Origin of the sequence: Streptomyces sp. NPDC102462, from assembly GCF_044765425.1 — a bacterium.
Taxonomy (GTDB): domain Bacteria; phylum Actinomycetota; class Actinomycetes; order Streptomycetales; family Streptomycetaceae; genus Streptomyces.
This window is the reverse complement of sequence record NZ_JBIWKB010000095.1, coordinates 1-23,481: the sequence shown is the minus strand read 5'-3', so window position 1 is coordinate 23,481 and position 23,481 is coordinate 1. Positions and strand designations below refer to the sequence as shown.

Annotated in this window: 25 protein-coding genes and 1 pseudogene; 10 read left to right on the top strand and 16 right to left on the bottom strand. The window is 68.5% G+C overall.

Going from position 1 to position 23,481, the window contains the following annotated elements:
• The first annotated feature begins 692 nt into the window (after positions 1–692).
• Positions 693–1,199, top strand: a complete 507-nt coding sequence (locus ACIRFL_RS41440) for a hypothetical protein (protein ID WP_404040211.1) — start codon at positions 693–695, stop codon at positions 1,197–1,199.
• Positions 1,200–1,315: 116 nt separating this feature from the next.
• Here the strand turns inward: ACIRFL_RS41440 and ACIRFL_RS41435 are convergent, their stop codons facing one another.
• The 6 genes and pseudogenes from ACIRFL_RS41435 to ACIRFL_RS41410 all read right to left on the bottom strand — a co-directional run bounded on the left by ACIRFL_RS41435 (position 1,316) and on the right by ACIRFL_RS41410 (position 6,952).
• Entirely contained in the window at positions 1,316–2,623 is a 1,308-nt protein-coding gene (locus ACIRFL_RS41435; protein ID WP_404040208.1) for a tyrosine-type recombinase/integrase, read from the bottom strand.
• Positions 2,623–2,847: a helix-turn-helix domain-containing protein gene (locus ACIRFL_RS41430; protein ID WP_404040205.1), complete on the bottom strand. Its 225-nt coding sequence runs from the start codon at positions 2,845–2,847 to the stop codon at positions 2,623–2,625. Before ACIRFL_RS41430 ends, ACIRFL_RS41435 begins: the two co-directional genes overlap by 1 nt.
• Positions 2,844–4,277, bottom strand: a pseudogene (locus tag ACIRFL_RS41425) (replication initiator). The gene ACIRFL_RS41430 and the pseudogene ACIRFL_RS41425 overlap by 4 nt, the downstream one beginning before the upstream one ends.
• A 148-nt stretch (positions 4,278–4,425) precedes the next feature.
• A complete protein-coding gene (locus ACIRFL_RS41420; RefSeq protein ID WP_404040202.1) occupies positions 4,426–5,154 on the bottom strand; it encodes a DUF2637 domain-containing protein in 729 nt (242 codons plus the stop codon).
• 35 nt (positions 5,155–5,189) lie between these two features.
• Entirely contained in the window at positions 5,190–6,602 is a 1,413-nt protein-coding gene (locus ACIRFL_RS41415) for an FtsK/SpoIIIE domain-containing protein (protein ID WP_404040199.1), read from the bottom strand.
• Positions 6,599–6,952, bottom strand: coding sequence for a hypothetical protein (locus tag ACIRFL_RS41410; protein ID WP_404040197.1), 354 nt, complete (start codon positions 6,950–6,952; stop codon positions 6,599–6,601). Before ACIRFL_RS41410 ends, ACIRFL_RS41415 begins: the two co-directional genes overlap by 4 nt.
• Before the next feature lie 178 nt (positions 6,953–7,130).
• Here ACIRFL_RS41410 and ACIRFL_RS41405 point away from each other — a divergent pair, with 178 nt between their 5' ends.
• Positions 7,131–8,000, top strand: a complete 870-nt coding sequence (locus tag ACIRFL_RS41405; RefSeq protein WP_404040194.1) for a GntR family transcriptional regulator — start codon at positions 7,131–7,133, stop codon at positions 7,998–8,000.
• Between the two features lie 579 nt (positions 8,001–8,579).
• Here the strand turns inward: ACIRFL_RS41405 and ACIRFL_RS41400 are convergent.
• Entirely contained in the window at positions 8,580–8,825 is a 246-nt protein-coding gene (locus ACIRFL_RS41400; RefSeq protein ID WP_030349497.1) for a hypothetical protein, read from the bottom strand.
• On the bottom strand, positions 8,813–9,055 hold the full coding sequence (locus ACIRFL_RS41395) for a hypothetical protein (protein WP_404040191.1): 243 nt from the start codon (positions 9,053–9,055) through the stop codon (positions 8,813–8,815). The genes ACIRFL_RS41400 and ACIRFL_RS41395 overlap by 13 nt, the downstream gene beginning before the upstream one ends.
• Before the next feature lie 255 nt (positions 9,056–9,310).
• Here ACIRFL_RS41395 and ACIRFL_RS41390 point away from each other — a divergent pair, with 255 nt between their 5' ends.
• The 4 genes from ACIRFL_RS41390 to ACIRFL_RS41375 all read left to right on the top strand — a co-directional run bounded on the left by ACIRFL_RS41390 (position 9,311) and on the right by ACIRFL_RS41375 (position 11,314).
• On the top strand, positions 9,311–10,057 hold the full coding sequence (locus ACIRFL_RS41390) for an XRE family transcriptional regulator (protein ID WP_404040188.1): 747 nt from the start codon (positions 9,311–9,313) through the stop codon (positions 10,055–10,057).
• 2 nt (positions 10,058–10,059) lie between these two features.
• Positions 10,060–10,530, top strand: coding sequence for an NUDIX domain-containing protein (locus tag ACIRFL_RS41385; protein ID WP_404040185.1), 471 nt, complete (start codon positions 10,060–10,062; stop codon positions 10,528–10,530).
• A 131-nt stretch (positions 10,531–10,661) separates the two neighbouring features.
• Positions 10,662–11,060, top strand: coding sequence for a hypothetical protein (locus ACIRFL_RS41380; protein WP_404040182.1), 399 nt, complete (start codon positions 10,662–10,664; stop codon positions 11,058–11,060).
• A gap of 14 nt (positions 11,061–11,074) precedes the next feature.
• Entirely contained in the window at positions 11,075–11,314 is a 240-nt protein-coding gene (locus tag ACIRFL_RS41375) for a hypothetical protein (protein WP_404040179.1), read from the top strand.
• A gap of 75 nt (positions 11,315–11,389) precedes the next feature.
• On the opposite strand, the gene ACIRFL_RS41370 is transcribed toward ACIRFL_RS41375, so the two are convergent.
• The 7 genes from ACIRFL_RS41370 to ACIRFL_RS41340 all read right to left on the bottom strand — a co-directional run bounded on the left by ACIRFL_RS41370 (position 11,390) and on the right by ACIRFL_RS41340 (position 17,189).
• Positions 11,390–12,670, bottom strand: a complete 1,281-nt coding sequence (locus ACIRFL_RS41370) for a tyrosine-type recombinase/integrase (RefSeq protein ID WP_404040176.1) — start codon at positions 12,668–12,670, stop codon at positions 11,390–11,392.
• Positions 12,670–12,894 (bottom strand): helix-turn-helix domain-containing protein, encoded by a 225-nt coding sequence (locus ACIRFL_RS41365; RefSeq protein ID WP_404040172.1) that lies wholly within the window; start codon positions 12,892–12,894, stop codon positions 12,670–12,672. The genes ACIRFL_RS41370 and ACIRFL_RS41365 overlap by 1 nt, the downstream gene beginning before the upstream one ends.
• A complete protein-coding gene (locus ACIRFL_RS41360) occupies positions 12,894–14,324 on the bottom strand; it encodes a replication initiator (protein ID WP_404040170.1) in 1,431 nt (476 codons plus the stop codon). Before ACIRFL_RS41360 ends, ACIRFL_RS41365 begins: the two co-directional genes overlap by 1 nt.
• A 151-nt stretch (positions 14,325–14,475) precedes the next feature.
• Positions 14,476–15,222, bottom strand: a complete 747-nt coding sequence (locus ACIRFL_RS41355; protein WP_404040168.1) for a DUF2637 domain-containing protein — start codon at positions 15,220–15,222, stop codon at positions 14,476–14,478.
• A 36-nt stretch (positions 15,223–15,258) separates the two neighbouring features.
• Positions 15,259–16,650 (bottom strand): cell division protein FtsK, encoded by a 1,392-nt coding sequence (locus ACIRFL_RS41350; RefSeq protein WP_404040165.1) that lies wholly within the window; start codon positions 16,648–16,650, stop codon positions 15,259–15,261.
• A 21-nt stretch (positions 16,651–16,671) separates the two neighbouring features.
• The gene (locus ACIRFL_RS41345; RefSeq protein WP_404040162.1) at positions 16,672–16,839 is read right to left on the bottom strand and encodes a hypothetical protein; all 168 of its coding nucleotides are present in this window, start codon (positions 16,837–16,839) and stop codon (positions 16,672–16,674) included.
• Positions 16,836–17,189 (bottom strand): hypothetical protein, encoded by a 354-nt coding sequence (locus ACIRFL_RS41340; protein WP_404040159.1) that lies wholly within the window; start codon positions 17,187–17,189, stop codon positions 16,836–16,838. Before ACIRFL_RS41340 ends, ACIRFL_RS41345 begins: the two co-directional genes overlap by 4 nt.
• 155 nt (positions 17,190–17,344) lie before the next feature.
• Between ACIRFL_RS41340 and ACIRFL_RS41335 the strand changes: the two genes are divergently transcribed.
• Entirely contained in the window at positions 17,345–18,208 is an 864-nt protein-coding gene (locus ACIRFL_RS41335; protein WP_404040156.1) for a GntR family transcriptional regulator, read from the top strand.
• Positions 18,209–18,702: 494 nt separating this feature from the next.
• On the opposite strand, the gene ACIRFL_RS41330 is transcribed toward ACIRFL_RS41335, so the two are convergent.
• Positions 18,703–20,043: a tol-pal system YbgF family protein gene (locus tag ACIRFL_RS41330; RefSeq protein ID WP_404040154.1), complete on the bottom strand. Its 1,341-nt coding sequence runs from the start codon at positions 20,041–20,043 to the stop codon at positions 18,703–18,705.
• Between the two features lie 149 nt (positions 20,044–20,192).
• On the opposite strand from ACIRFL_RS41330, the gene ACIRFL_RS41325 reads away from it, so the two are divergent.
• From ACIRFL_RS41325 to ACIRFL_RS41315, 3 genes are all read left to right on the top strand, one after another.
• The gene (locus ACIRFL_RS41325) at positions 20,193–20,420 is read left to right on the top strand and encodes a hypothetical protein (protein WP_230885584.1); all 228 of its coding nucleotides are present in this window, start codon (positions 20,193–20,195) and stop codon (positions 20,418–20,420) included.
• Between the two features lie 510 nt (positions 20,421–20,930).
• Complete coding sequence (locus ACIRFL_RS41320; RefSeq protein WP_404040151.1) at positions 20,931–22,301, top strand: asparagine synthase-related protein; 1,371 nt, start codon at positions 20,931–20,933, stop codon at positions 22,299–22,301.
• The gene (locus ACIRFL_RS41315; protein WP_404040148.1) at positions 22,298–23,044 is read left to right on the top strand and encodes a class I SAM-dependent methyltransferase; all 747 of its coding nucleotides are present in this window, start codon (positions 22,298–22,300) and stop codon (positions 23,042–23,044) included. The genes ACIRFL_RS41320 and ACIRFL_RS41315 overlap by 4 nt, the downstream gene beginning before the upstream one ends.
• Positions 23,045–23,481: the final 437 nt, after the last annotated feature.

Here is a 23,481-nt window from a genome sequence, read left to right as displayed (position 1 = left end):
CGGCCTCAGTCTTCTCCCCACGAGCGAACCGCTCGGCCGTCTCAAGACGCAGCCGCTCCCGCTTCTCCTGCTCCCTGGGCGACAGGCCGCCCCCACGCGCGTACCGCATGACGACGTCATACCGTAACGATCAAGAAGCGTCACGGGCCACCGGACTCCACGAGTTCAACCTGAGTAACCGTCTGACGGCAACGCCGACGGCAACACGGGCGCACAACAGGGCACTTCCACGTACGCCCACGGACAGGCCGGAATGCATTGACCAGCGAAAATGCAGATGACGCCCGCCCGGCGAGCACACGTACTATGTGCTGGCGGGCGAGACGCCGGTACTCGTTCACAACAGCAATGGATGCGTGAACTGGGCCTCCAATAGCGTTAAAACTTGGGGTCATACATTCAAGACTCATGGCGCCGGAGCGAAGAACACGAAGGCTCTGACGGATCGCGCTCGTAGCACCAACAATCAGCAAGGTCAGTGGCTGGACAATGATGCCGCGGCAGAGTTCTTGCAGGGGCTCCATATCGAAGGAGCCGGGCCCAGGTCGGTGCGCATTCCGGACGGACTGGGGCAGGTGATCATGCCAGATGGGAGTATCGTCCAAGCGCGGGCAGCTACCATCATCCCGAGTCCAAATGGACTGTACAAGACGGGATTCCCGATCATTGGCCCGAACTAGGAGGCTGGAGAGATGAGCTTCTCTGTGTCGTTCAATCCGGCCGTGCCGTCTGGTGCTGTGGCTCCTGCTTCAGCGAGTCTGGAGGCGGGTGACGGGTACGAAACCCTGGTCATGGAGGCGTGTAGCGCCCTCTCTGATGCTGGAGGTAGCAGGTTCCACATTGGCGGCTTCGGGAGTGATGAGTGGCCGCTCGATGTCGCGTATGACTTGTCTACCTTCATGGAGCAGCTCCCGGCGCTTCTGGTGGGTGTGCGCGACCGTCACGAAGTCGAGGTTGACCTCTACTCGCAAGGTATCGAGAGGACTTTGACTTTCCGCCCAAGCGGGGATCTCGTGGTGATTCACTGCGATTCGCGGACCAATTGGGTTCCAAGCCCAGAGCGCGAGAGCATTGCGCGGAGTGAGCTAGTCGCGATGCTCTCGAAATTGGCCGAAGACTTCGCCAGAGGGTTGAAGGCGATCAATTCCGAACTGTCGGAGGTCGCGCCGTTCGAACGTTGGCTGGAGGGTGAGGTGTAGCCTCGCTGCCCGATCCCGCGACCCTCGCGCTGGATAGCAGCAGCAAAGTTGCGGCCCCGTCAGGTGTGTCCTGGCGGGGCTTCTGCATGGGGTGACGGCAGTAGTTGACGGCAACGTCAGCGGACGGTGGCTCCGCACAGCGGCGGGTCGCCGTCGTCGTCGCGGGTCGACTCGTCGTTGGCGGGACGATCAAGAGCGGTGCTGAGGGTGTCAATGGCGTCTCGCTGGAGGCGGAGTCGGACGTGGGCGTAGACGGTGGCGGTGACGCCGATGTGGGCGTGGCCGAGGAGTTCCTTGATGACGACGAGCTCGACGCCCTGTTCCAGGAGCAGAGTGGCCGTGGAGTGTCTGAGGTCGTGGAAGCGGATGCGGCGGAGGCCGGCCTTGCGCAGGAGCGTGGTGAAGGCGCGGGTGAGGTTGGTCGGGTCGATCGCTCTGCCCTGCGCGGTGGCGAACACGTGCCCGCTGTCCTGCCACGTGGTGCCTACGGCTTCCCGTTCGCGCTGCTGCTGCTCGTGGTGGTGCTTTAGCGAGTGGAGGCAGCGGGTGGGGAGGGCGATGCGGCGTTCGGAGGCCCGGGTCTTGGTGGGCAACGTGGTGAGTCCGCCGGTGCTGGTGCGCTGCAATGTGCGGCGGACGGCAGCGGTGCCCCGATCGAGGTCGAGATCTTCCCAGCGCAGGCCGAGGAGTTCGCCCTTGCGGAGCCCGGTGTGAAGGGCGAGTTCGAACAGGGCATGGAGCCGGTGACCCTGGGCCGTGGTGAGGAGTCGACGGGCTTCGTCGGTGGTGAGGGGTTCGAAGCGTCGGGGCTGTGGGGTTCCGGTGCGGACGTTGCGGGCGACGTTGCGCGGGATTTCCTCTTCGCGGACGGCGTGCTCCAGGGCGGACTTGAGCACGGAGTGGATGTAGGTCAGGGTCAGCGGAGAGAGCCGCTTGGAGCAGCATGATCCGGTGGCGCAGCAACGGGGCTCATCACGCCGGGCATCGATGCCGCGTGCGCAGCACTGGCAGGTGGTGCGGAGTTGGTTGAGCCAGGTGCGGACGTCCTTGGCGGTGAGCTTGGTGAGCTTCTTCTTGCCCAGGCCGGGGATCAGGTACCGGTCGACGCAGGCGGCGTATCGCGTGTGGGTGTTCTCGCGTAGCTGGTGGACGGCGACGTTCTCCAGCCAGTACGTCAGGTACGCGGCCACGCTGCCCTGCGCGGAGGGCACGGGGAGGCCGCGGTTGCTGGCGGCGATCTTCTCGGTGAGCTTGGCCAGTGCTTCCTTGCGGGTGCTGCCGTAGACGCGGACGCGCTTGCGAGTGTTACCGGGGGCGAGGACGTATCCAGCGGCCTCCCAGCGGCTGTCCTTGCGCTGGTAAACGGTTCCGTCGCCGTTCGCACGGCTGCGGCGGGAGGCGGGGGTGTCGCGGGGTGTGGTCATCAGGCGGCGGCTTCCTGTTCGAGGCGGGTGTGGATGAAGTCGGCCAGCGCGTGGACGGGGATGCGGCGGGCGCGGCCGAGGGTGATCGAGGCGAGCTGGCGGGTGCGGAGCAGGTCGTAGACGGCGGAGCGGCCGAGTTGGAGGCGGGCCATGACCTGGGGGACCGTCAGCAGCTCTTCCGGCGTACTTCCCCGCCGGGTCGGGGCGGGTTCCTGCGCGTTCATCCGCAGCCTCCTTCCGCGATGAACCGGCGTTCCAGTTCCCGGCGGTGCCAGACGGCGGCTGCGAGGAGCGCGGCGCCGGGGCTGTAGCCCGAGCCCTGGTAGGCCCAGTGGCCGATGACGAGGGTGGTGTCCGGGTCGGGCTCGGGCTGGCCGGCGTGGGCGCGAGCCTGTTCGGTGCGCCAGAGGCGGCGGACGTCGCGCAGCGCGCCGAGGGTGGTGGAGTAGCGGCGGGACTTGGTGGAGAAGTGGCCCCGGAAGCCGAGCATGTGCGCCCACTTCCAGAGCTTGAGTGCGGCGAACTCCGGCAGCTTGCCCAGCTCCCAACAGGTGCGGATCATCTGCCGGACATGGGGTGCGACGGCGAGCCGGGGCAGCGGCCGGGCCTGTCCGGTTCCGTCGCAGGCGGTGCAGGGGAGCGGGGTGCCGTGGGGCAGGAGGGTGGCTCCGCGTCCCTGGCAGGGGCGGCAGAACAGGGCGCGGTCGAGGGCGCCGGTGGCGTCGGCGGACTTGGTGGCGTACTTGGCGACGTAGGCGGCGACCGCCTGGTCGGTGAGTTCGGTTTCGGTGCCGAAGGCGGCGATTTCGCGTACGTCGAGCTGCTGGCCCCAGGTGAGTTCGCGTTCCCCGACCGCGTCCGAGGTGACGGAGATGCGGGCGCGCGGTGCGGCGGCGCGGATGGCGTCGGTGAGCACGGCGACGGTGGCGTACGAGGGCGGGGGCTGGGTGCTGCCGTCGGGGCCGTCGAGGCGGATGACGGCGTGGAAGTGGACCAGGCCACGCTTCTGGTACTCGGCAACCTTGGCGAAGGACACCCGCAGAACCGTGCGGGCGGCCTTCTGGGTGAGGCCGAGCCGGACGGCGAGCTCGCGGCGCAGGTACGTGGTGAAGCGGGCCCACAAGGCTCCGGCGTGGGCGTTGAAGAGGAGTGCACCCGCGTAGTCGTACGCCGCCGGATTGAGCGGTGTGCCGAGCAGTGGGTCCGTGGGCTCGTGGCGGGTTCCGCAGCGGCAGGGCCGGGCGTCGGGGCGGTTGTGGACGGGGCCGAAGGAGGGGGCGGTGAGGGTGGCGAAGACGCGGGGGTGGGTGCGGACGGCGTTGGGGACGGTCTTGCCGCCGGAGAGGCCGGCGCGGATGAGGTGGTAGGTGTCGGCGGCGTAGAGGCGAGAGCAGGCCGGGCAGCGTGAGGCGCGGCGGTTGCCTCATGTGGTCAGCAGGCTGCCGGTGGGCTCGGCGGAGGCGGAGTAGGTGCGCAGAACCTCACCGGTCGTGGTGTCGACGGTGGTGCTCTGGCCGGTCAGGCGTACGGGTTCGGTGCATCCTCCGAGGCGTTCGATCTGCTGCTGTGCGCGGTTGAAGTCGGGGTGGTTGACGAGGTTGAGCAGGTCCCGCACGGCGGGGCTTGCCACGTGGCGCAGGTCCAGGGTGACCATGTCGGGACGTGTCCCTTCTGTCGGGGTGGGTGGCCCCGAGCAGCAACCAGCCAGCGAGAGGGCGGGTTGGTACTGCTGGGGCATGACGAACCAGGCCCATGGGCGGGCGTGGTGCGGCGAGGGGGATTCGGGCAGCGAGGGCCGGGACTCAGAGCTGAGCGAGCGCTGCGGTGGCCACCGGAAGGGCGACGCCCATGCGCGTCCCCAGGTGAGCGGCGGTGATCGGTGTCCCGTGCTCGGCACGGTGGGTGTCCGCGATGCGCCGGGCCGCGTCCAGCAGGGCGGCTGGCAGGGTCGGGCCAGCGGCGGGCTGGGCCACTTGGGCGACAGCGGCGGCCGGAGCCGGGGCGATCTGCGGCTCCTCGGCCGGAGAGGTGGCGACGACCGGGGCGGGCGTCGGGGGCTCGGATGCGGGTGCTTCGTCGGGAACTGGTTCAGAGACGGGGGCGGTGGCCTCCACTTGCGGGACAGGGTGGGTGAGGGTGTGGAACTGGGCGAGGAAGGCGGGGCCGACGTGGCCCCAGCCGAGCAGCAGGAGCGGGGCGACGGTGTCCAGGCAGGCGCGGCCGTAGCGTCCGGTCAGCAGAGGTTCGGCGGTGTTCAGGGCGAGGGTGAGCAGTCCGCACAGGTGCAGGAGCCGGGTGCCGACCCGCAACTCCGCCTTGGACACGCCGCGCAGGGCCAGGAACGGCAGGGCGACCAGGAGTCCGACGACGGACAGGTCCACCATGGGGGCGATCAGCGGCGCGATCGGGTGCGGAACGCCGAGGCGCAAGGCAAGTGCCCAGACATTGCCGAAGGAGAAGACGAAGGCCAGGGCCGCGATGACCGCCATGACCACGGTCACGGTGCGCCGGGTGAACCGTTCCTCCGCCATGATCTCAACCTCCTTTCGGTACGGGGTGTTCGGGACTACTTGGTGAGCGGAACCGGGGTGTCGTCGAGTGCCGTACGGCCAGCGGTGTCGAGGAAGGCGTCCAGGAGGAAGGCGGGATCGGCGGTCAGGTGCGAGGTGGCTTCCGCGATGCGGGCGGCGTCGGCGTCGGCGACGTAGGGGGTGCGGATGCGGGTGTAGCCGGGGCGGCCCTGCATCGCCATCACCGCGACACCGACATAGGCGGGGTCCTGCAAGGTGACCGGGCTGGCGTCGGGCCAGTTGCGGATGTCCTCACCGAGTGCAGCCACCGCGGCTTCTACGGTCTTCTGCGCGAAGGACAGTCCGATCGGGCACACGTCGCGGATGAACGTCGGAATGGCGTCGCCGGTGGTCTTCTGGCTGATCAGAATCACCAGGATGCCGACACTGCGGCCCTTCTTGACCAGGTCCTCCACCAGCCGGGCATTCTCCGCTGTCAGCGCGGCCAAACGTTTCGTCTCAGCGTCGCCGCCCTTGTACTCACGGAAGAACGTGTGCGCCTCATCGATAAGCACCACCGTGAGCGGCCACAGCGTCGAGGGGCCGACGTGCCACATGTTCTTCACGCCCAGCACGTCACGGATCACCGAGGACCGCCGCCGACGCAGCTCCACCAGGCGCTTGAACAACGCGTTCGCCTCGTCCAGGTCGTCACCGCAGAACGCGAACATCCGCTTGACCAAGTCCGCGTAGTCACCCTCCGACGGCCGGGACACCTTCCCGTCGAAGCTCACAATTTGCACGGACGCCGACGGCGCGAGAGCGCAGACGAACCTGTTGACCATCGAGGTCTTGCCTGCACCCGGGGTACCGGCCACGGTCACCCCCGGCACGTTGGCCAAGGACACGCACACCTTCGCGGCGTACTCGTCCACGCCCAGTTCCCAGCGCGTCAGGTCCGTGGGCGGGCGGCCGGTGGGCCGGTGCTCGGTAGGGGTGGTCAGCGGGTCTGAGCGCACGCCCCGGATCACTACCCGACCGGGCCCGTCCGGCAGCACGGAGACCCGAGTGCACCGCCAGGCGTCCGCCAGGAACCGCGCCGCCTTCTGGTACTCCTCCAGCCCGACCCGTGGCAGGGTGCGGGCCCGAACGGTCACGCCGAACCGGTCCGGCGTGACCTTGATCTTCGGAGTCAGCACTCGCGGCGCGGGGGCGGGGCCGTCCTTCTGCGCGGTGATATGAGCGAGCAGACTCGGGGTCTTGTCGGTGACCGTCAGCCCGGCCATCCGAGCCAGCCGTACCCAGCCCCAGCGGACTCGGAGGGCCTGCTGCATGCTGACCCGCGTGCCCCGGTCGGCCCGCACGTAGCGCACCACCGTCCACAGCAGCCACAAGCTGACCAGCACGGCCGCGACCAGCAACACCTGCGGCGCGTGACCGGTCAGGCTCCCCGTGTCGAGACCGGTCACTGGGCCGCCTCCGCCGTGACCAGCTCCAGGCGGGCGGCGCGGTAGGCGACGCCGTCGGAGAGCTGACCGTTGAAGATCCGTGCCCACGGGGTCGCGAACAGCTCCGTCGGCCGCACCATCACGCCCGGCTTCAGCCCGGCCGCCAGGCCCGACTCCGGAACCGTGATCTTCAGGACCTCGGCCCGGCCGTCCTCCATGAGCATCACGGTCACCGTGTACAGCGACTCGCCGGTCTCCCGGTCGGTGGCGATCTCCCCGGTCTGCTGGTCCTTGATCTTCAGCACCGGCTCGGTGCCCGCGATGCACACCGCCGACGGCAGCAGGGCAACCCGGATTCGAGACATGGCCATGCCATCACACCCCTGGATCGATGGAGCCGCTTGATCGGCTCACAAGGGGCATAAGGAGATGATCGCTCAACTTGCAAGCTCGATGAGGTTGTGAACCTGATCAGGTTGGTAGGCGGTCAGGTGAGGAACGCGCGGATGTGCCTGTAGCGCTACGGCGTGCTGGCGATACCGTGGGGCTATGACCCTGCCCTTGGACGAGGACTCCCGGCCGCCGTACCTCCAGGCCGCCGAGGCTCTGCGGTACGCGATCCTGAACGGCGAGTTCCGCCCCGGCGAGCGCCTGCCCTCGGCCAACGTGCTGCGGGAGCGGTTCGGCGTCTCAAGCTCCACCGTCCAGAACGCCCTGCGGGTGCTCAAGCAGGAAGGGCTCGTCTACTCCCAGCTCGGCCGAGGCAGCTACGTGAGCGCCTCCGTCGGACAGGACTCAGGCCCAGCCGACGACGACCACGACGATGCCGAGTCCGAAGGCCCGGACTGGCCGATCGACGTCATCCGCAACGACGACGGCCGCCCTCCATACGCCCAGGTAGCGGACATCCTCCGCCGCGAGATCACGGAAGGGATCTACCCTCCGGGCTCCCAGCTCCCCCCGGCCCGTGAGATCCAGGAGCGGTTCAAGGTCGCCAACTCCACGGCGCAGAACGCCTACCGATATCTCAAGCAGGCCGGACTTGTGTACGCGGTCAAGGGGCGCGGTGTCTTCGTGCGCCAGGCCCCGGAGCCGGGCAAGTACCACGGGCCGATTACCAACTACCTGCTGCGAGACGAGATCGCCCGCGAGGTCCGTGCGGCTGCCACCGAGTTCGCCGACCTCACTGATGACGAATTGCTGGAACGGGAAGCGGACCTGGACCGGCGATGGGTCACGATCCGCGAGGAACACCAGCGAGTCTTCAACGAGCGTCGGAAGGTCAAACGCGAGAAGAGCCGACGCGGTCTGTTCCTGCCGCCCCTCCATGACGACGACACCGAATCGGACGTGTCGCCGAGCGAGAAGCTGGAGGCCGCACTGGCCGAGTCGAGGAAACGCCGGCAGCAGCGCCCCTGATCCACAGTCTGACAAATGGACGAGTGGGTGAGCTGTTCAGAGTTTCTTTACTTGTTCAAGAACGGCCCGCTGACGCGGGCGTGCGCGCCGGCGGCCGGTGGCCGCCGCCCGCTCCTGTCTGCCGCCCCGCTGGCGACGCCCACCGGCCACTCGGCGCGCAGATCCGGGGAGCGCGGGCATTATCGGGCGGAAGCCCATTCCGCCCGACCGTTCAGCAGCAGGCGGGGCGGGTGCCCGAGAGGCCGTCCGGTGGGTTCGTGCCGTACGTCGGCACCCGGGCCGAGCTGACGTCCCGGCCGCCTGGGCCTGGTGCCTGGCTGAGGCCGTGACGATGGAGATAACTGGGCTGATGCCGGTGCGCGTTGAGCGAGACACACGTGACGGGTGATCGGTCGGCGCGCCCGCCGTCGTGGCTGACTTTCTGTGGCTGAGGCCAGAACCTCGTGGTCATGGGCCCGGCATGTGAGCGCCCGTCCCTGCCGGGGCTGATGAGGACGGGGGAGCCTCGATCGGTCACGACCGGCAGGGACGGGAGTCGGGTGGGTCAGCGCGGGGCGCCGCCTGGGTGAGCAGGACGGGTCACATCTGCCGCCAGGCCCGCCAGGGCCGGGTGATGATCTCCCGGTAGGTGTGGTGGGACGGGTTCTGGCCGCAGTGGCGCAGCACCCAGTTCTGCGGTTCGGCGAAGTCCTCGCTTGTCGGGGACGTCTCGCCGTCCACGGCGCACTGCATCGCGTACTGGACCGGCTCCGCATCCGGCTCGCGGTCGGGCTGGAGAGTCCAGGTCTCGTAGCGCAGTACCGATCGAGGGGTCACCGTCCCCACCTCCGGTTGGCTACGGCCACCTTCGCGCTCAACTCCTCGCCCGGGGTCGGCGGACGTACGTCCTCGGGCGGCACGTCCCACTCCCGGCCACCGCGCGGCGGCCGAAGCTGCACGTACGGCCCCACATGCCCCATCACCACGCCCACCTTGCCGTTCCGTCGGTCGACCACCAGGGCGCCGACATCGGACGAGACGGTGTGCCCGTCGGTATCAGGGGTGGGGGCCGTCATCGTGACCACCCCGGCGAAACGGTGCGCGACCGGGCGTCCAGTCGCAGGGCGGGAACACATGGGACGGTGCTCTTTCGCACAGTGATGCTCCTCGGCGGCGTGGATGCGTGCCCCTGGGCCCGTCGGTGCCGCAGGGTCGGCACCGATCCTCACGCCGGTCGCCAGGACGAAGGAACCTCCACCAAACCCCACTCCGGGACGTCCCACACCGTGTAGAACGTCCCTGGTGCCGTCCTGAGACGAAGGGGGAGACTCATGCCGAACGAGAGACTACGAGCCGTCATGGCAGCCGGAGGCTGGACCTACGCGACGCTCGCCCAGGAAGTTGAGATCGACCCCAAGTCGGTCGAGCGCTGGGTGAACCTCGGGCGCACCCCACGCCGTACCACAGCCCTCCAGGCGGCCAAGGCCCTGGGAGAAGACGTGCACGCATTCTGGCCGGCGCTCCGCCAAGCCCGCCCCGCCCGCGCCATCAGCCCCGAACTGGTCGCGCTCTACGAGCAGCGGGCCGACATCCCCGTCTCGGCGTTCACCGACCTGATGGCCCAGGCCCGGGAACGGATCGACATCCTCGTCTACGCGGCCGTCTTCCTCCACGAGGCGTACCCGCGGCTGAACGAACTCCTCACCGAACGCGCCGCCGAAGGCTGCACCGTCCGCATCGCGATCGGAGACGCCGACAGCGACAACGTCCAAGCCCGCGGCCGGGAAGAGCGATTCGGTCACGGCATCGAATCCCGCTGCCGCCTCGCACTCATGCACTACAGGCCCCTCGCTGGCACCCCCGGCATCGAAGTCCGCACCCACAGCACCACGCTCTACAACTCCCTCTACCGCGCCGACGACCAGCAACTCGTCAACGCCCACGTCTGGGGCGTCAACGCCTACGCCGCCCCCGTATGGCATCTTCGCCGACACGAGGAGAGCGGCATGTTCGACACGTACGCCGAGAGCTTCGACGCCGTCTGGGCGACGGCAACCCCCGTACGAGAGGAAGGCTGACCGTGGCCCGCACCGAGTACTACAACGACCCCAGCGCGCCCAAGCCGAACACCATGGTCGTCGCCGCCTCCGCCGTCGTCACCGACGACCACGGCCGCATCCTCCTCCAGCGCCGCCGCGACAACGACCTATGGGCGCTGCCCGGAGGAGGCATGGACCTCACCGACTCCCTGCCCAGCACAGCCGTCCGCGAAGTCAAGGAAGAGACCGGCCTCGACGTCGAGATCACCGGCCTGGTCGGCACCTACACCGACCCGAAACACATCATCGCCTACACCGACGGCGAGGTACGCCGCCAGTTCAACGTCTGCTTCACCGCCCGCATCACCGGCGGTCAGCTGGCTATCTCCGACGAATCCACCGAACTCCGGTTTGTACCGCCCGAAGAGATCGAACAGTTGCCGATGCACCACACCCAACGACTCAGGCTCCAGCACTTCTTGGAACACCGCGAGAAGCCATACCTGGGCTGAACCGGCTGACGGCAGTAGCTGACGGCAACAACCCCGCACAACCACGGACACCGACGCACGTCACCGGACCAGCAAACCTCGCTTGACCTGCATAAAAGCAGGTAGAGGGGCTCGCGTAGCACACGTACTATGTGCTGGCCGGGCAGACTCCGGTTCTGGTTCACAATTCCAACTGCCCGCTGACTGGCGGGTTCAAGGTGGGTGTCAGCCCGGACGAGATCGCCGATATTAACCGCGGTTTCGGTGGGGAGACGTTGTTGAGCGGTTCGCCAGCAAACACCCTGGCTAATGCCAGTCGCTATAACAGCTTCTGGGATAAGTCGGCAGTTGTGATCCGGGATATCGCGGGAAGCCACATGTTCAACAACGGAAATAAGCGAACTGCTCAGGCTACCGTTGAGCAGTTGATGCAACGGAACGGCGTCACGAGCGGTCCCACTTCCGCTGATCTCCGAAGTGTCATCGACAGGGTAGGCAAAGGTCAGCTGCATGACGTCAGTGACATCTCAGCAGCCTTGAGAGGCTATTGATGGGAGTAAAAGTGATGGATATCGAGCAGCTCATGGACAAGTTGGGCCGCTCTGGCGTCACTGTCATCCTCAAGGTGGATGATGAGAGGATGGCGGAAGGTGGAGAGCCTTGGACGTTGGTAATGTCGGGGCCGGGGCTAGGTGGGCAGGGATTTATCCGTGCCGAATCTTCCAGCCTCAATGACTGCCTGGAGCAAGGGTTCGCACGGCTGCGTGCCAGGCCCGGCGACTGGGAATGGCTGACTGAAATCTAGTAGTCATCGAAATGAGGCCCTCCCGAGAATTTCGGGAGGGCCTCATGCCGTTTGACGGCAACGCTGACGGCAACGTCAGCGGACGACGGCTGCGTTGGGTGGGGCATCGGGGGCGTCGCTCGGGCCGAGGACATTGCCGAGGGTGTTGATGGCCTGGCGCTGGAGGCGGAGTCGGACGTGGGCGTAGACGCCGGCGGTGACGCCGATGTGGGCGTGGCCGAGGAGTTCCTTGATCACGACGAGGTCGACGCCCTGTTCCAGGAGCAGGGTGGCTGTCGAGTGGCGGAGATCATGGAAGCGGATCGTCCGCAGTCCGGCGCGGTGGAGGAGGCGACGGAAGCGGCGGGTGAGGTTGCCGGGGTCGAGCGGCCCGCCCTTCGGGGTGGTGAAGACGAGCCCGTTATTCGTCCATCCCGTTCCAGCTGCCTGGCGCTCTTCCCGCTGCTGTTCCTGGTGGATCTTGAGGGAGTTGATGCATTCGGTGGGGAGGGCGATGCGGCGTTCCGAGGCGAGGGTCTTGGTGTTCAGGACGGTCAGACCCTGGCTGCGGGTGCGCTGGAGGGAGCGGTGGATGGTGGCGGTGCCGCCGTCGAGGTCGAGGTCTTCCCAGTGGAGGCCGAGGAGTTCGCCTTTGCGGAGTCCGGTGCGCAGGGCGAGTTCGTAGAGGGCATGCAACCGGTCGTCGCCGACCGACTGGAGGAACAGCTGGGCTTCGGCGGCGGTGAGGGGCTGGAAGCGCCGGGGGCGGGGCGTGGTGGTCTTGACGTTCCGGGCGACGTTGCGCGGCAGTTCGTCCTCGCGGACGGCGTGTTCCAGGGCGGACTTGAGGACTGCGTGGACGTACGTCACGGTCAGTGGCGACAGTCGCTTCTCGCAGCACTGGCCGATGGTGCAGCAGGACTGCCGTGTCGCGTCCCGGTTCTGGGCGCAGCACTGGCAGGTGGTGCGGAGTCCGTCGAGGAAGGTGCGGACGTCGCGGGTGGTGAGCCGGGCGAGCTTCTTGGCGCCGAGGCCGGGGGTGAGGTGGAGGCGGATGGAGGCGGCGTAGCGGGTGTGGGTGTTCTCCCGCAGGTGGTGAACGGCGACGCCGTCCAGCCAGTACGCGAGGTAGGCGCTCACGGTGCTGTCGGCCGTCGCGACGGGGAGGAGGCGGTTGCTGGCGGCGATCTTCTCGGTGAGCTTGGTCATCGCGTCATTGCGGGTGGTGCCGTAGACGCGGATGCGCTTGCGGGTGTTGCCGGGGGCGAGGACGTATCCGGCAGCTTCCCAGCGTCCATCCTTGCGCTGGTAGATGGTCCCGTCGCCGTTCGCACGGGTGCGGGAGCGGCGGGACGAAGCGGGGCGGGCTGTGGTCATCAGGCGGCTTCCTGTTCGAGGCGGGCGTGGACGAAGTCGGTGAGGGCGTGGGCGGGGATGCGGCGGGCGCGGCCGAGGGTGATCGAGGCGAGTTGGCCGGTGCGGAGCAGGTCGTAGACGGCGGAGCGGCCGAGCTGGAGGCGGGCCATCACCTGGGGCACCGTGAGCAGATCCAGCGCCGGGACCGCTTCCGTGTGGAGGGCGGCGGGCGGGAGCGAGGTCATCAGCTGCCCCCTTCGGCCGTGAACTGCCGTTCCTGTTCCTTGCGGTGCCAGACGTGGGCGGCGAGGAGGCTCGCGCCGGGGCTGTAGCCCGAGCCGAGGTAGTCCCAGTGGCCGACGACGAGAGTCGTGTCCGCATCGGAATCGGGGAGGCCGGCGTGGGCGCGGGCCTGTTCGGTGCGCCAGGTGCGGCGGGCGTCGCGCAGCGCGCCGAGGGTGACGGAGTAGGAGCGGGATTTGGTGGAGAAGTGGCCCCGGAAGCCGAGCATGTGCGCCCACTTCCAGAGCTTGAGGTCGGCGAACTCCGGCAGGCGGCCCAGTTCCCAGCAGGTGCGGATCATCTGCCGGACGTGGCGGGCGACGGCGAGCCGGGGCAGTGGCCGGGCCTGTCCGGTGCCGTCGCAGGCGGTGCACGGGAGCGGGGTCCCGTGGGCCAGGAGGGTGGCGCCGCGTCCCTGGCAGGGGCGGCAGTACAGGGCGCGGTCGAGGGTGCCGGAGGCGTCGGCGGACTTGGTGGCGTACTTGGCCACGTAGGCGGCCACCGCCTGGTCGGTGAGTTCGCTGTCGGTGCCGAAGGCGGCGATCTCGCGTACGTCGAGCTGCTGGCCCCAGGAGAGTTCGCGTTCCCCGATCGCGTCCGAGGTGACCGAGATGCGGGCGCGTGGTGCGGCGGAGCGGATGGCGTCGGTGAGTACGGCGGCGGTGGCGCAGGACGGTGGGGGCTGGGTGTTGCCGTCCGGGCCGTCGAGGCGGATCACGGCGTGGAAGTGGACCAGGCCGCGCTTCTGGTACTCGGCGACCTTGGCGAAGGACACCCGAAACACTGCGCGGGCGGCCTTCTGCGTTATGCCGAGCCGGGTGGCGAGCTCGCGGCGCAGGTAGATCGCGAAGCGGGCCCACAAGGCTCCGGCGTGGGCGTTGAAGAGGACCGCGCCGACGTAGTCGTACGTCGCCGGATTGAGCGGCGTACCGAGCAGCGTGTCTGTGGGTTCGTGGCGGGTGCCGCAGCGGCAGGGGCGGGCGTCGGGGCGGTTGTGGACGGGGCCGAAGGAGGGGGCGGTGAGGGTGGCGAAGACGCGGGGGTGGGTGCGGACGGTGTCGGGGACAGTCTTGCCGCCGGTCAGGCCGGCGCGGATGAGGTGGTAGGTGTCGGCGGCGTAGAGGCGGGAGCAGGCCGGGCAGCGGGAGGCGCGGCGGTTGCCGCACGTGGTGAGCAGGCTGCCGGTGGGTTCGTCGGAGGTGTTGTAGGAGCGCAGGACTTCGCCGGTTGTGGTGTCGAGGGTGGTGGTGCGGCCGGTGAGGCGGACGGGTTCGGTGCAGCCGCCGAGGTGTTCGATCTGCTGCTGTGCGCGGTCGAAGTCGGGGTGGTTGACCAGGTGGAGCAGGTCCCGTACGGCGGGGCTTGCCACGTGGCGCAGGTCCAGGGTGACCATTCGGGGCGTGTCCCTTCTGTCGGGTGGGTGGCCCCAAGCAGCAACCAGCCAGGCCATAGGGCGTGTTGGTGCGGCTCGGGGCATGACGAACCAGCCCATGGGCGGGGGGCGGGTTCAGCAAGGTGTGGTGCGGACCGCGTGGGTGCGGGGCTCAGAGTTGAGCGAGTGCGGTGGTGGCCACCGGCAGGGCGATGCCCATGCGTGTGCCCAGGTGGGCGGGGGTTATCGGTGTTCCGTGCTCTGTGCGGTGGGTGTCCGCGATGCGCCGGGCCGCGTCCAGCAGGGCGGCCGACAGGGCCGGGCCGGAGGCGGGTCGGGTCGTCTTGGCGACAGTGATGGGCGGAGTAGCGGCCGGGGTCGGAGTCGGAGCGGGTTGTGGTTCCTCGGCCGGGGAGCCGACGACGACCGGGGCGGGTGTCGCTTCGAGTGTGGGCGCTTCGTCGGGCACCGGTTCGGAGAGGGGGGTGGGCGTGGCCTTCAGGCTCTGGGTGGGGCGGGTGAGGGTGTGGAACTGGGCGAGGAAGGCGGGGCCGACGTGGCCCCAGCCGAGGAGCAGGAGCGGGGCGACGGTGTCCAGGCAGGCGCGGCCGTAGCGTCCGGTCAGCAGAGGTTCGGCGGTGTTCAGGGCGAGGGTGAGCAGTCCGCACAGGTGCAGGAGCCGGGTGCCGACCCGCAACTCCGCCTTGGACACGCCGCGCAGGGCCAGGAACGGCAGGGCGACCAGGAGTCCGACGACGGACAGGTCCACCATGGGGGCGATCAGCGGCGCGATCGGGTGCGGAACACCGAGGCGCAAGGCAAGTGCCCAGACATTGCCGAAGGAGAAGACGAAGGCCAGGGCCGCGATGACCGCCATGACCACGGTCACGGTGCGCCGGGTGAACCGTTCCTCCGCCATGATCTCAACCTCCTTTCTGGCGTGGGCTTTTCGGGATCACTTGGTGAGCGAGGGCAGAGGTGTTGTCGTCCGGCTGGTCGAGCGGAGAAGGGCGTCCAGGCACAGGTCCGGGTCGGCGGTCAGGTGCGAGGTGTTTTCGGCGATGCGGACGGCGTCGGTGTCGGAGACGTAGGGGGTGCGGATGCGGGTGTAGCCGGGGCGGCCCTGCATCGCCATCACCGCGACGCCGACGTAGGCGGGGCCCTGCAAGGTGACCGGACTGGCGTCGGGCCAGTTGCGGATGTCCTCACCCAGCGCGGCCACCGCGGCTTCCACGGTCTTCTGCGCGAAGGACAGCCCGATGGGGCACACGTCGCGGATGAAGGTGGGGATGGCGTCGCCGGTGGTCTTCTGGCTGATGAGGATCACCAGGATGCCGACGCTGCGGCCCTTCTTGACCAGGTCCTCCACCAGCCGGGCGTTCTCCGCCGTCAACGGGGCCAGGCGGTTGGTGGTGGCGTCGTTGCCCTTGTACTCGCGGAAGAACGTGTGCGCCTCGTCGATGATCAGGACCGTGAGCGGCCACTGTGGTGACGGGCCGGTGTGCCACATGTTCTTCACACCCAGCACGTCCCGGATGGTCGCCGAGCGCCGCTTCCGCAACTCCACCAGGCGCTTGAACAGCGCGTTGGCTTCGTCGAGGTCGTCACCGCAGAACGCGAACATCCGCTTGACCAGGTCGGCGTAGTCGCCCTCCGAGGCCCGTGACACCTTTCCGTCCGCAGTCGCGATCTGCACGGACGGGGACGGTGCGAAGTCGCAGACGAACTTGTTGACCCCCGAGGTCTTGCCCGCACCCGGGACGCCGGCCACCGTCACCCCGGGCACGTTCGCCAGGGACACGCACACCCGGGCGGCGTACTCGTCCACCCCCAGCTCCCAGCGCGTCAGGTCCGTAGGCGGGCGGCCGGTGGGGCGGTGTACGGTCGGCGTGGTCAGCGGGTCGGAGCGCACGCCCCGGATCACCACCTTGCCGGGGCCGTCCGGCAGCACGGACACCCGCGTGCACCGCCACGCGTCCGCCAGGAACCGCGCCGACTTCTGGTACTCCTCCAAACCGACCTGCGGCAGTGTCCGGGCCCGTACGATCACCCCGAACTGATCGGGCTTGACCTTGATCTTCGGAGTCAGCACCCGAGACGCAGGAGTGGCACCGTCCTTCTGGGCGGTGATCTGCGCCAGCAGGCTCGGCGTCTTGTCGGTGACCGTCAGCCCCGCCATCCGGGCGAGGCGCACCCAGCCCCAGCGCACCCGGACGGCCTGCCGCATGCTCACCCTCGTGCCCCGGTCGGCTCGCACATAGCGCCCCACCGTCACCAGCAGCCACACACCGACCAGCGCAGTAGCGATCGGCAGCGCGTACGACGCATATCCCGCGATGGCTTCCATGTCAGGCCCCCTCTTCGTGTATCAGGCGAGCATGTGGGTCAGGTCCAGGCGGGCCGCCTGCTCCGGGCTCAGGCCGAGCAGACCGAGCACCGCAGCCGAGGCGGAGAACGTGGCCTTGCGCTCGGTCCCCGGCAGGGGCCGGAGCGGGTGCAACTCACGTCCCGGCTGCGGAATTTCGAAGCGGATCACTGGGCCGCCTCCACCGTCACCAGCTCCAGGCGGGCGGCCCGGTAGGCGACGCCGTCGGAGAGCTGACCGTTGAAGATCCGCGCCCACGGGGTCGCGAACAGTTCCACCGGCCGCACCGTCGCCCCCGGCTTGAGCCCGGCCGCAAGGCCGGTCTCCGGGACGGTGATCTTCAGGACCTCGGCGCGGCCGTCCTCCATGAGCATCACGGTCACCGTGTACAGCGACGCACCGGTCTCCCGGTCGGTGGCGACCTCCCCGGTCTGCTGGTCCTTGATCTTCAGCACCGGTTCGGTGCCCGCGATACACACCGCCGACGGCAGCAGGGCAACACGGATACGGGTCATGGCCATGCCATCACATCCTTGTTCGATGGAGTCGCTTGATCGACTCGATGATGACCATAGCGCTACAGCGATACGGATGCAACGCACGCATAGGTGGGACGGTCGATAAGGACGGTGAGGCGGGCGTGTGCGGCAGGCGCTACGGACGCTACGGTTGGCCCATGACCCTGCCCTTGGACGACGACCCGCGGCCCCCCTACCTCCAGGCCGCCGAAGTGCTGCGGGCCGCCATCCTCAGCGGCGAACTCCAGCCCGGTGAGCGCCTGCCGTCGGCGCGTGAGCTGCAAGAGCGGTTCGGCGTCGCCAGCTCCACGGTCCAGAACGCCCTGCGCGTCCTGCGACAGGAGGGGCTGGTCTACTCCGTCCTCGGCCGGGGCAGCTACGTCAGCCTGCCCCTTGACCAACAGGACACCGGAGAAAAGGACGGCGACGAAGGCGCGGCAGGAGACGGCCCCTTCCCTCCTGGGTGGCGTTCGGCCCGCGCAGAGGACAACCGCCCCCCCTTCGTCCGGACCGCGGACACCCTGCGCGAAGAGATCAAGGAAGGGCTCTTCCCCCCGGGTAGCAAGCTGCCCTCCGCGCGTGAGCTGCAAGAGCGGTTCACCATCGCCAACTCCACCGCGCAGAACGCCCTTCGCCTCCTCAAGAGCGAGGGGCTGATCTACGCCGTCAAGGGGCGCGGCGTCTTCGTCCGCACCGCCCCGACACCCGGCAAGAACTACAGCTCCAAGGTCGTCCAGCACCTCCAGCGCGAGGAGGTCGAACGCCAGGCCCACAGGGCTGTCGGCGAATTCGCACATCTCGCCGACGCCGAGCTCAAAGCGCTTGCCGACCAAATCCATGACGAGCTCAACCAGACCCGTACGGCCTACCAAGCAGCGGTCGAGAAGGGCCGGAAGATCACCCGCGAACTGGCCCGCCGTGGCCAACTCGCGCCACCGCTCCACGACGATCCCGCAGCCGCCCGCAAGGAACTCGAAGAGAGACTCGCCGACGCGAAGAAGCGCCGCCAGCAGGGCCCCTGACGGACAGGCTGACAGCTCGGCCCATGGGTGAGCTGTTCAGAGTTTCTTTACTTGATCAAGGCGGCCCGCTGTCGCGGGCCGCCGCGCGTCGGCGGCCGGTGGCCGCCGCCCGCTCCTGTCTGCCGCCCCGCTGGCGACGCCCGCCGGCCACTCGGCGCGCAGTGGCAGGCAAGCGAGCCGACTCCGATCCCGGAAGCAACCGCAGCGACGCCGCCAGGTCGCTCCGCCGAACGCCGCACAGCACCACGTCAGGCTGCGGCAACCGAAGGCCGCGATCGATCGTCGTCGGCGTGGGTCACAGGTGAAGCCACAGATCGAGCAGCCCATCCCGCTGCCGAGCGGCCAGGCCGGAGCGGGGCGGATGCTGTGACGGAAGGAAGAGGCGTGGTTGAGGCCGGTGCGGGGTTGCTGGAAGCACACGTGGCGGGTGATCTGTCGGCGCACCCGCCGTCGTGGCTGACTTTCTGTGGCTGAGCTTGAAGGAGCGACAGGGATCAGGCGACCAGCGACGGTGGTGCGATCGTCCGTGCTCGGTCGTACAGGTCGAGCGCCGTTGCGTTCTTCAGATGAGGGCGCAAGAGACCGAACATGGCCTTCACGCGCTCGTCGGCGCGGCCGGACTGCACCTTGGGGTAGTCGTCGAGAGCCTGGTGCCAGGTGACGCAGGCCGCTTCCAGGTGGCCGAGTTCCAACTGCCGCTCTGCCAACAGTCCGCGACGGTGTACTCGTGTGCGCTGGTACGCGCTGGGGCGGAGCCGGTCCGCTTGTTGCATGGCTTCGACGGCTCCGGCCTTGTCACCGAGTTCGTAACGCACCTGGCTTACGTGGTAGTTGAGCGAAGAGGGGTCATACGAGCCGAACGCCTTGCCGCGTGACTCGGCACGGTCCATGGCCGCCTCGGCCTCCCGGATGTAGCGCAGCGCGCCCGTACGGTCGCCGGTCTGCGCGGCGGCGTGCGCCTGCTGGCCGACGAGGAAGGCCAGCATCCGAGGGCCGGCTTTCGGGGAAGCCGCGGCAGCGGCATCGGCCAACTCCATAGCCTTCGCCCCGTGGCGGAGGTCGACCGCCTGGACGCTCATGCCCCGCAGGGTGGTGCAGTACGTCAGGTAATCCTCGGCAGCGCCTGCCAGCTCCAGGGCCTTGACGTAGTAGCGCTGCGCGAGACCGTGCAGACCTTCGTCCACGGCCATGTAGCCGGTCAAGTAGAGCAGGTCCGAGGCGGCGGACAGCATCGCCTTGCGTACGTCCTCGGGTGCGTCGGCACGCAGGTAGGAGGCCACGGTGTTGACCATGAACGAGGCCGCCATGGGGCGTGCGTGACGGCCGCCGAACTCGTCGTCCAGTTCCGAGACACGCTCGGTCATGGCGACGACCATGTCCACTTCGTTCATGCCGATACGGGTCGTGCGGCCGGACCGAATGGCATCGGCACGCCCGACCACATCAGGCCAGCCGGGAATGGTGACGGCCACGGAGAACAGGCCGGCACCCAGGACACTGCGGCGGGACGGGTCCATATCCAGCCTCCCCAGGTCGATCACCCCTTCCACGGTATCCGCAGCCGCGGAGGAGCGATCGCGTGGAACCGGCAGCCCGGCCTCGGCATGGGTGACGGGGCGGCTGAGGCGGCGGGAGAGAGCTTCGAGGATGCATCCGCGCACCGCACCGCGAGGGACGGTGCCTCCGAGCCAGTGACTCACTGCCGACTCGTCGTAGCGCAGGGGGATTCCGGTCTCCGTGCCGACGCGGTTCACCGCCCGCGCGAACTGGCGTTGAGTCCAGCGGCTCTCGGTGAGCAGGCGCCCGAGCGCCACGTTCGGTTCACGCTTGGCCATGCCCTCAACTCCCCGTGCCCCTGCGAACTTTCAAGGCTTTCAAGTCCTGGTGATACGGCAACGGTACCGCTGAGCGTGGTCGTGCGGTTGCGTAGAGGCAGCAGGCAACGGCGAGTCCTCGCCGCAGCCGTCGTCTGAAGGGCTGAGGGATGAGAAGCGAAGCACGGGCCCGTCTGGCCCGGATGACCGAGGAGCGGGGCATGGACGGGGTGTTGAGGATCGACACCTACGAGGGCGCGGACCTGCCGCCGGGTTCGAACCGGTTCTCGCCGTGTCTCTGCCCGCAGCACGGCAGTGCCACGCCCGAGTACGGCGCGGAGAAGCTGAGCGTCGCAGTACGCGAGGCCAACCAGCGCAGCCGCGGAGAGCGGCTGTGAACCGGTTAGCCGCAGCCGTCGGCCGCTACGCCGGACCACTCCTGACTCCTCCCCGTCACGCATCCAGGCTCCCCACCTGTGATGAGGGAGGGCCCGCCGTCGGAAGCGGTGGGCACCCCGTCCGGCTGCCTTCTTCGCAAGGGTCTGGCAGCCGGACGGGTCCAGCTCCGCAGCATCCGTCGCGGAGTCCACTGAAAACCGTAAGGGAGAAAACGATGAACGTGGACGAGCTGTTCACCGGCGATCTGATCACTGGCGTCCCGGCCGTCGAGGCCGCGCTGCTCGACAAGATGCCGGGCGGTGGCGACAACAACGGCGACCACTGCAGCAAGTGATCCAGGGCTGACGCCAGGCGGGGCGGGGCCGTTCGCGGCCCCGCCCCGCCGCACGACATCGGAAAGGGACGACATGCTGTCGATGCGTCTGCGCCTGGCTGATCTCCAGGAGCCCAAGTGGAGATCGCAGGGGGGCCGTTGGATCAACGGCGAGAGCTGGATTGAGCCCGTAAACGTGTCCACTCTGGTCATGGAGGTCAACGACGACCAAGCGCCGCGCGTACGGGTCCGGGTGAAGGAGTGCAAGCGGGACGAGGCCGACTTCGTCGAACTCACCATGGAGCCCGGACAAGCCCGCCTGGCGGCGGGCGTCTTTGGCACAGCCCCGCTCTATCTGACAGGGAAGGCCGAGGAGCTGCACGCCTCGTGGGACCTGACATTACTGCGACCGCATATGCAGGCCGATCGCCTGGTGCCGCGCGTTGTCGCTCGAACGCTGACGAGGCAGCACCGCTACACGTCCGAGACGCTCTTCGAAGGCGTCTACCGCCTCACCGAGCGGGCATCGGCCACGTTCACCACCTCGGGACTCAGCATCCACTATCCGGAGCCTGCCGAACACGTACTTGAGCCGCGTACGCTGCGGCCCGGTGTTGATCCACTCGCGGCTCTGGATGAGTTGCTGACCGACGTGATCCGCCAGGCGCCGACAGCAACCGGATGCGTGGGCGTCGAACTGTCCGGCGGCGCGGACTCCGGGAACGTCGCCCTGGCCATCAAGGCGGCCCGCTTCCCCGAGGTGTACAGCTTCGGCCTGCTGGTGGGAGGAAGCACCGGCAGGCAACAGTGCGAGCGGCGTCGGGCCTTTGTGGAGCACTGCGGCTTCCAGGACACGTCCACCCCCGCCATGCAGCACCCGCCCTTCTGCGCCGGAGGCGTACGCGCCCTGCGCAAGCCGCACGATCCGGCGGGAGCCTTCTACCAGGAGGCGTTCGATGCCGTACGCGAGCAGGCAGCCGCCCGGCGGTGCGAGGTCATGTTCACGGGCAGCGGCGGGGACGAGATCAACGCCCACCACTCCAGGACGCAAGCCGAACTGCCGAGGCCGGAACCCGTGCCGTGGCTCGGCAGCAAGGCTGTCCGAGCGCTGGCCGAGGTGAACGAGCACCTGGCCCCTATTCCGGTGCTGCCCGTGCCGACGCTGATGGCGTTCGGGATGCACAACCCCGGATTCCTCCGGGCAGGAGTCTGGCCGGTGAGCCCACTCGTGCACCCGCGGATCGTGCGGTTCATGGAGCAGCTCCCGCACGAGCACAAGCGCGGCAAGGCGCTGTTCCGCGAGCGGATCAGGTGGGCCGGGCTGCCCGAGTGGGTGGCCGCGCCGGCCGAACCGGAAAACTTCCTGGCTGTCTTGGAGAAGGGGCTGCGGTCCTACGGTTTGCCCGTACTGGACGACATGCTGAAGGAGTCCATCCTGGTGGACGTCGGCTACGTTGACGGGAAGGCGCTCGCCGAGGCGCGGAGGTACGCCGACGCTGCCCCGGTCGTTCCCGATCTGTTGTGCGACATGCTCGCACTGGAGGTCGGACTGCGAAGCCTCATGTGACCAGCCCCAACACGGAAGCCGAGCACGTGGAAGCCACAAACCTCCTGTACCGCGATCCGGCGCTCTACGACCTGGTCCAGTCCGACAGTACGGGCGCCGGGATGTGCCAGACCCTGATCGAGCTGCACCGGCCGGACGCCCGGACCCTGGTCGACTTCGGATGCGGCACCGGCCGGGACCTGGAGATCCTGGCCAAGGGCTTCGACTGCATCGGCGTGGACCTCCAGCCCGGCATGGTCGACCACGCCCACCAGGCCCGGCCGGAGCTGGACATCCGTACCGGCGACATGCGCACCGTACGACTCGGACAGCGCATGGACGTAGTGACCTGCATGGGCAACAGCCTCGCCTACGTGCACGACAACGAGGAGATCAGCCAGGTCTTCGCCACCTTCGCGGCCCACGCCCGGCCAGGAGCGCTGCTCGTGCTGTGTTCCCCCGTCGCCCCGATCACCCGGACCGAGCCGACCACCGCCACGGTCGACACCCCGACGGGACCCGCGGCCGTCACCATCCGCCACACGTGGGACCTGCGAACCCAGATCAACACCATGCACCGGCACTGGAAACTTCCCTCGGGCGACGAGGCCCGAGACGAGATCCGCAGACGCATCCTGTTCCCCCGCGAACTGGAACGCTACGCGGAGGGCGCCGGCTTTGAGGTCCTGGACATGCTCGACGGCACAGGGACAGGGCTTACCGGCCCCACCGCATACACGGTGGCCCGACAAACTCCGCGGTGACCAGCGGGACGAGCAACGGCACCAGCACCAGCCGCCCGCCCCCTGACGGCAGTAGCGACGGCAACAACCACGGATTTCCCCGCACAACGACGGACACCAGCGGAACGCAAATCACGTGCTGACCTGCAAAGAAGCAGGTAGAGCGGGTCCGCGCAGCACACGTACTATGTGCTGGCGGGCGAGACGCCAGTACTCGTTCACAACAGCGGACCGTGGTGTGGTGTCGGCCCTGCGGAAGCTCAGGAAATCATCCAGAATGCCAAGGGGTATGGGTCCGGGCTGAAGAGGGATGCTGGGCACAGAGCGGCAGATTTCGTTGTCGGTGATATCGCAACTAAGGGTGTACTCAGGTTGAACTCGTGGAGTCCGGTGGCCCGTGACGCTTCTTGATCGTTGCGGTATGACGTCGTCATGCGGTACGCGCATGGGGGCGGCCT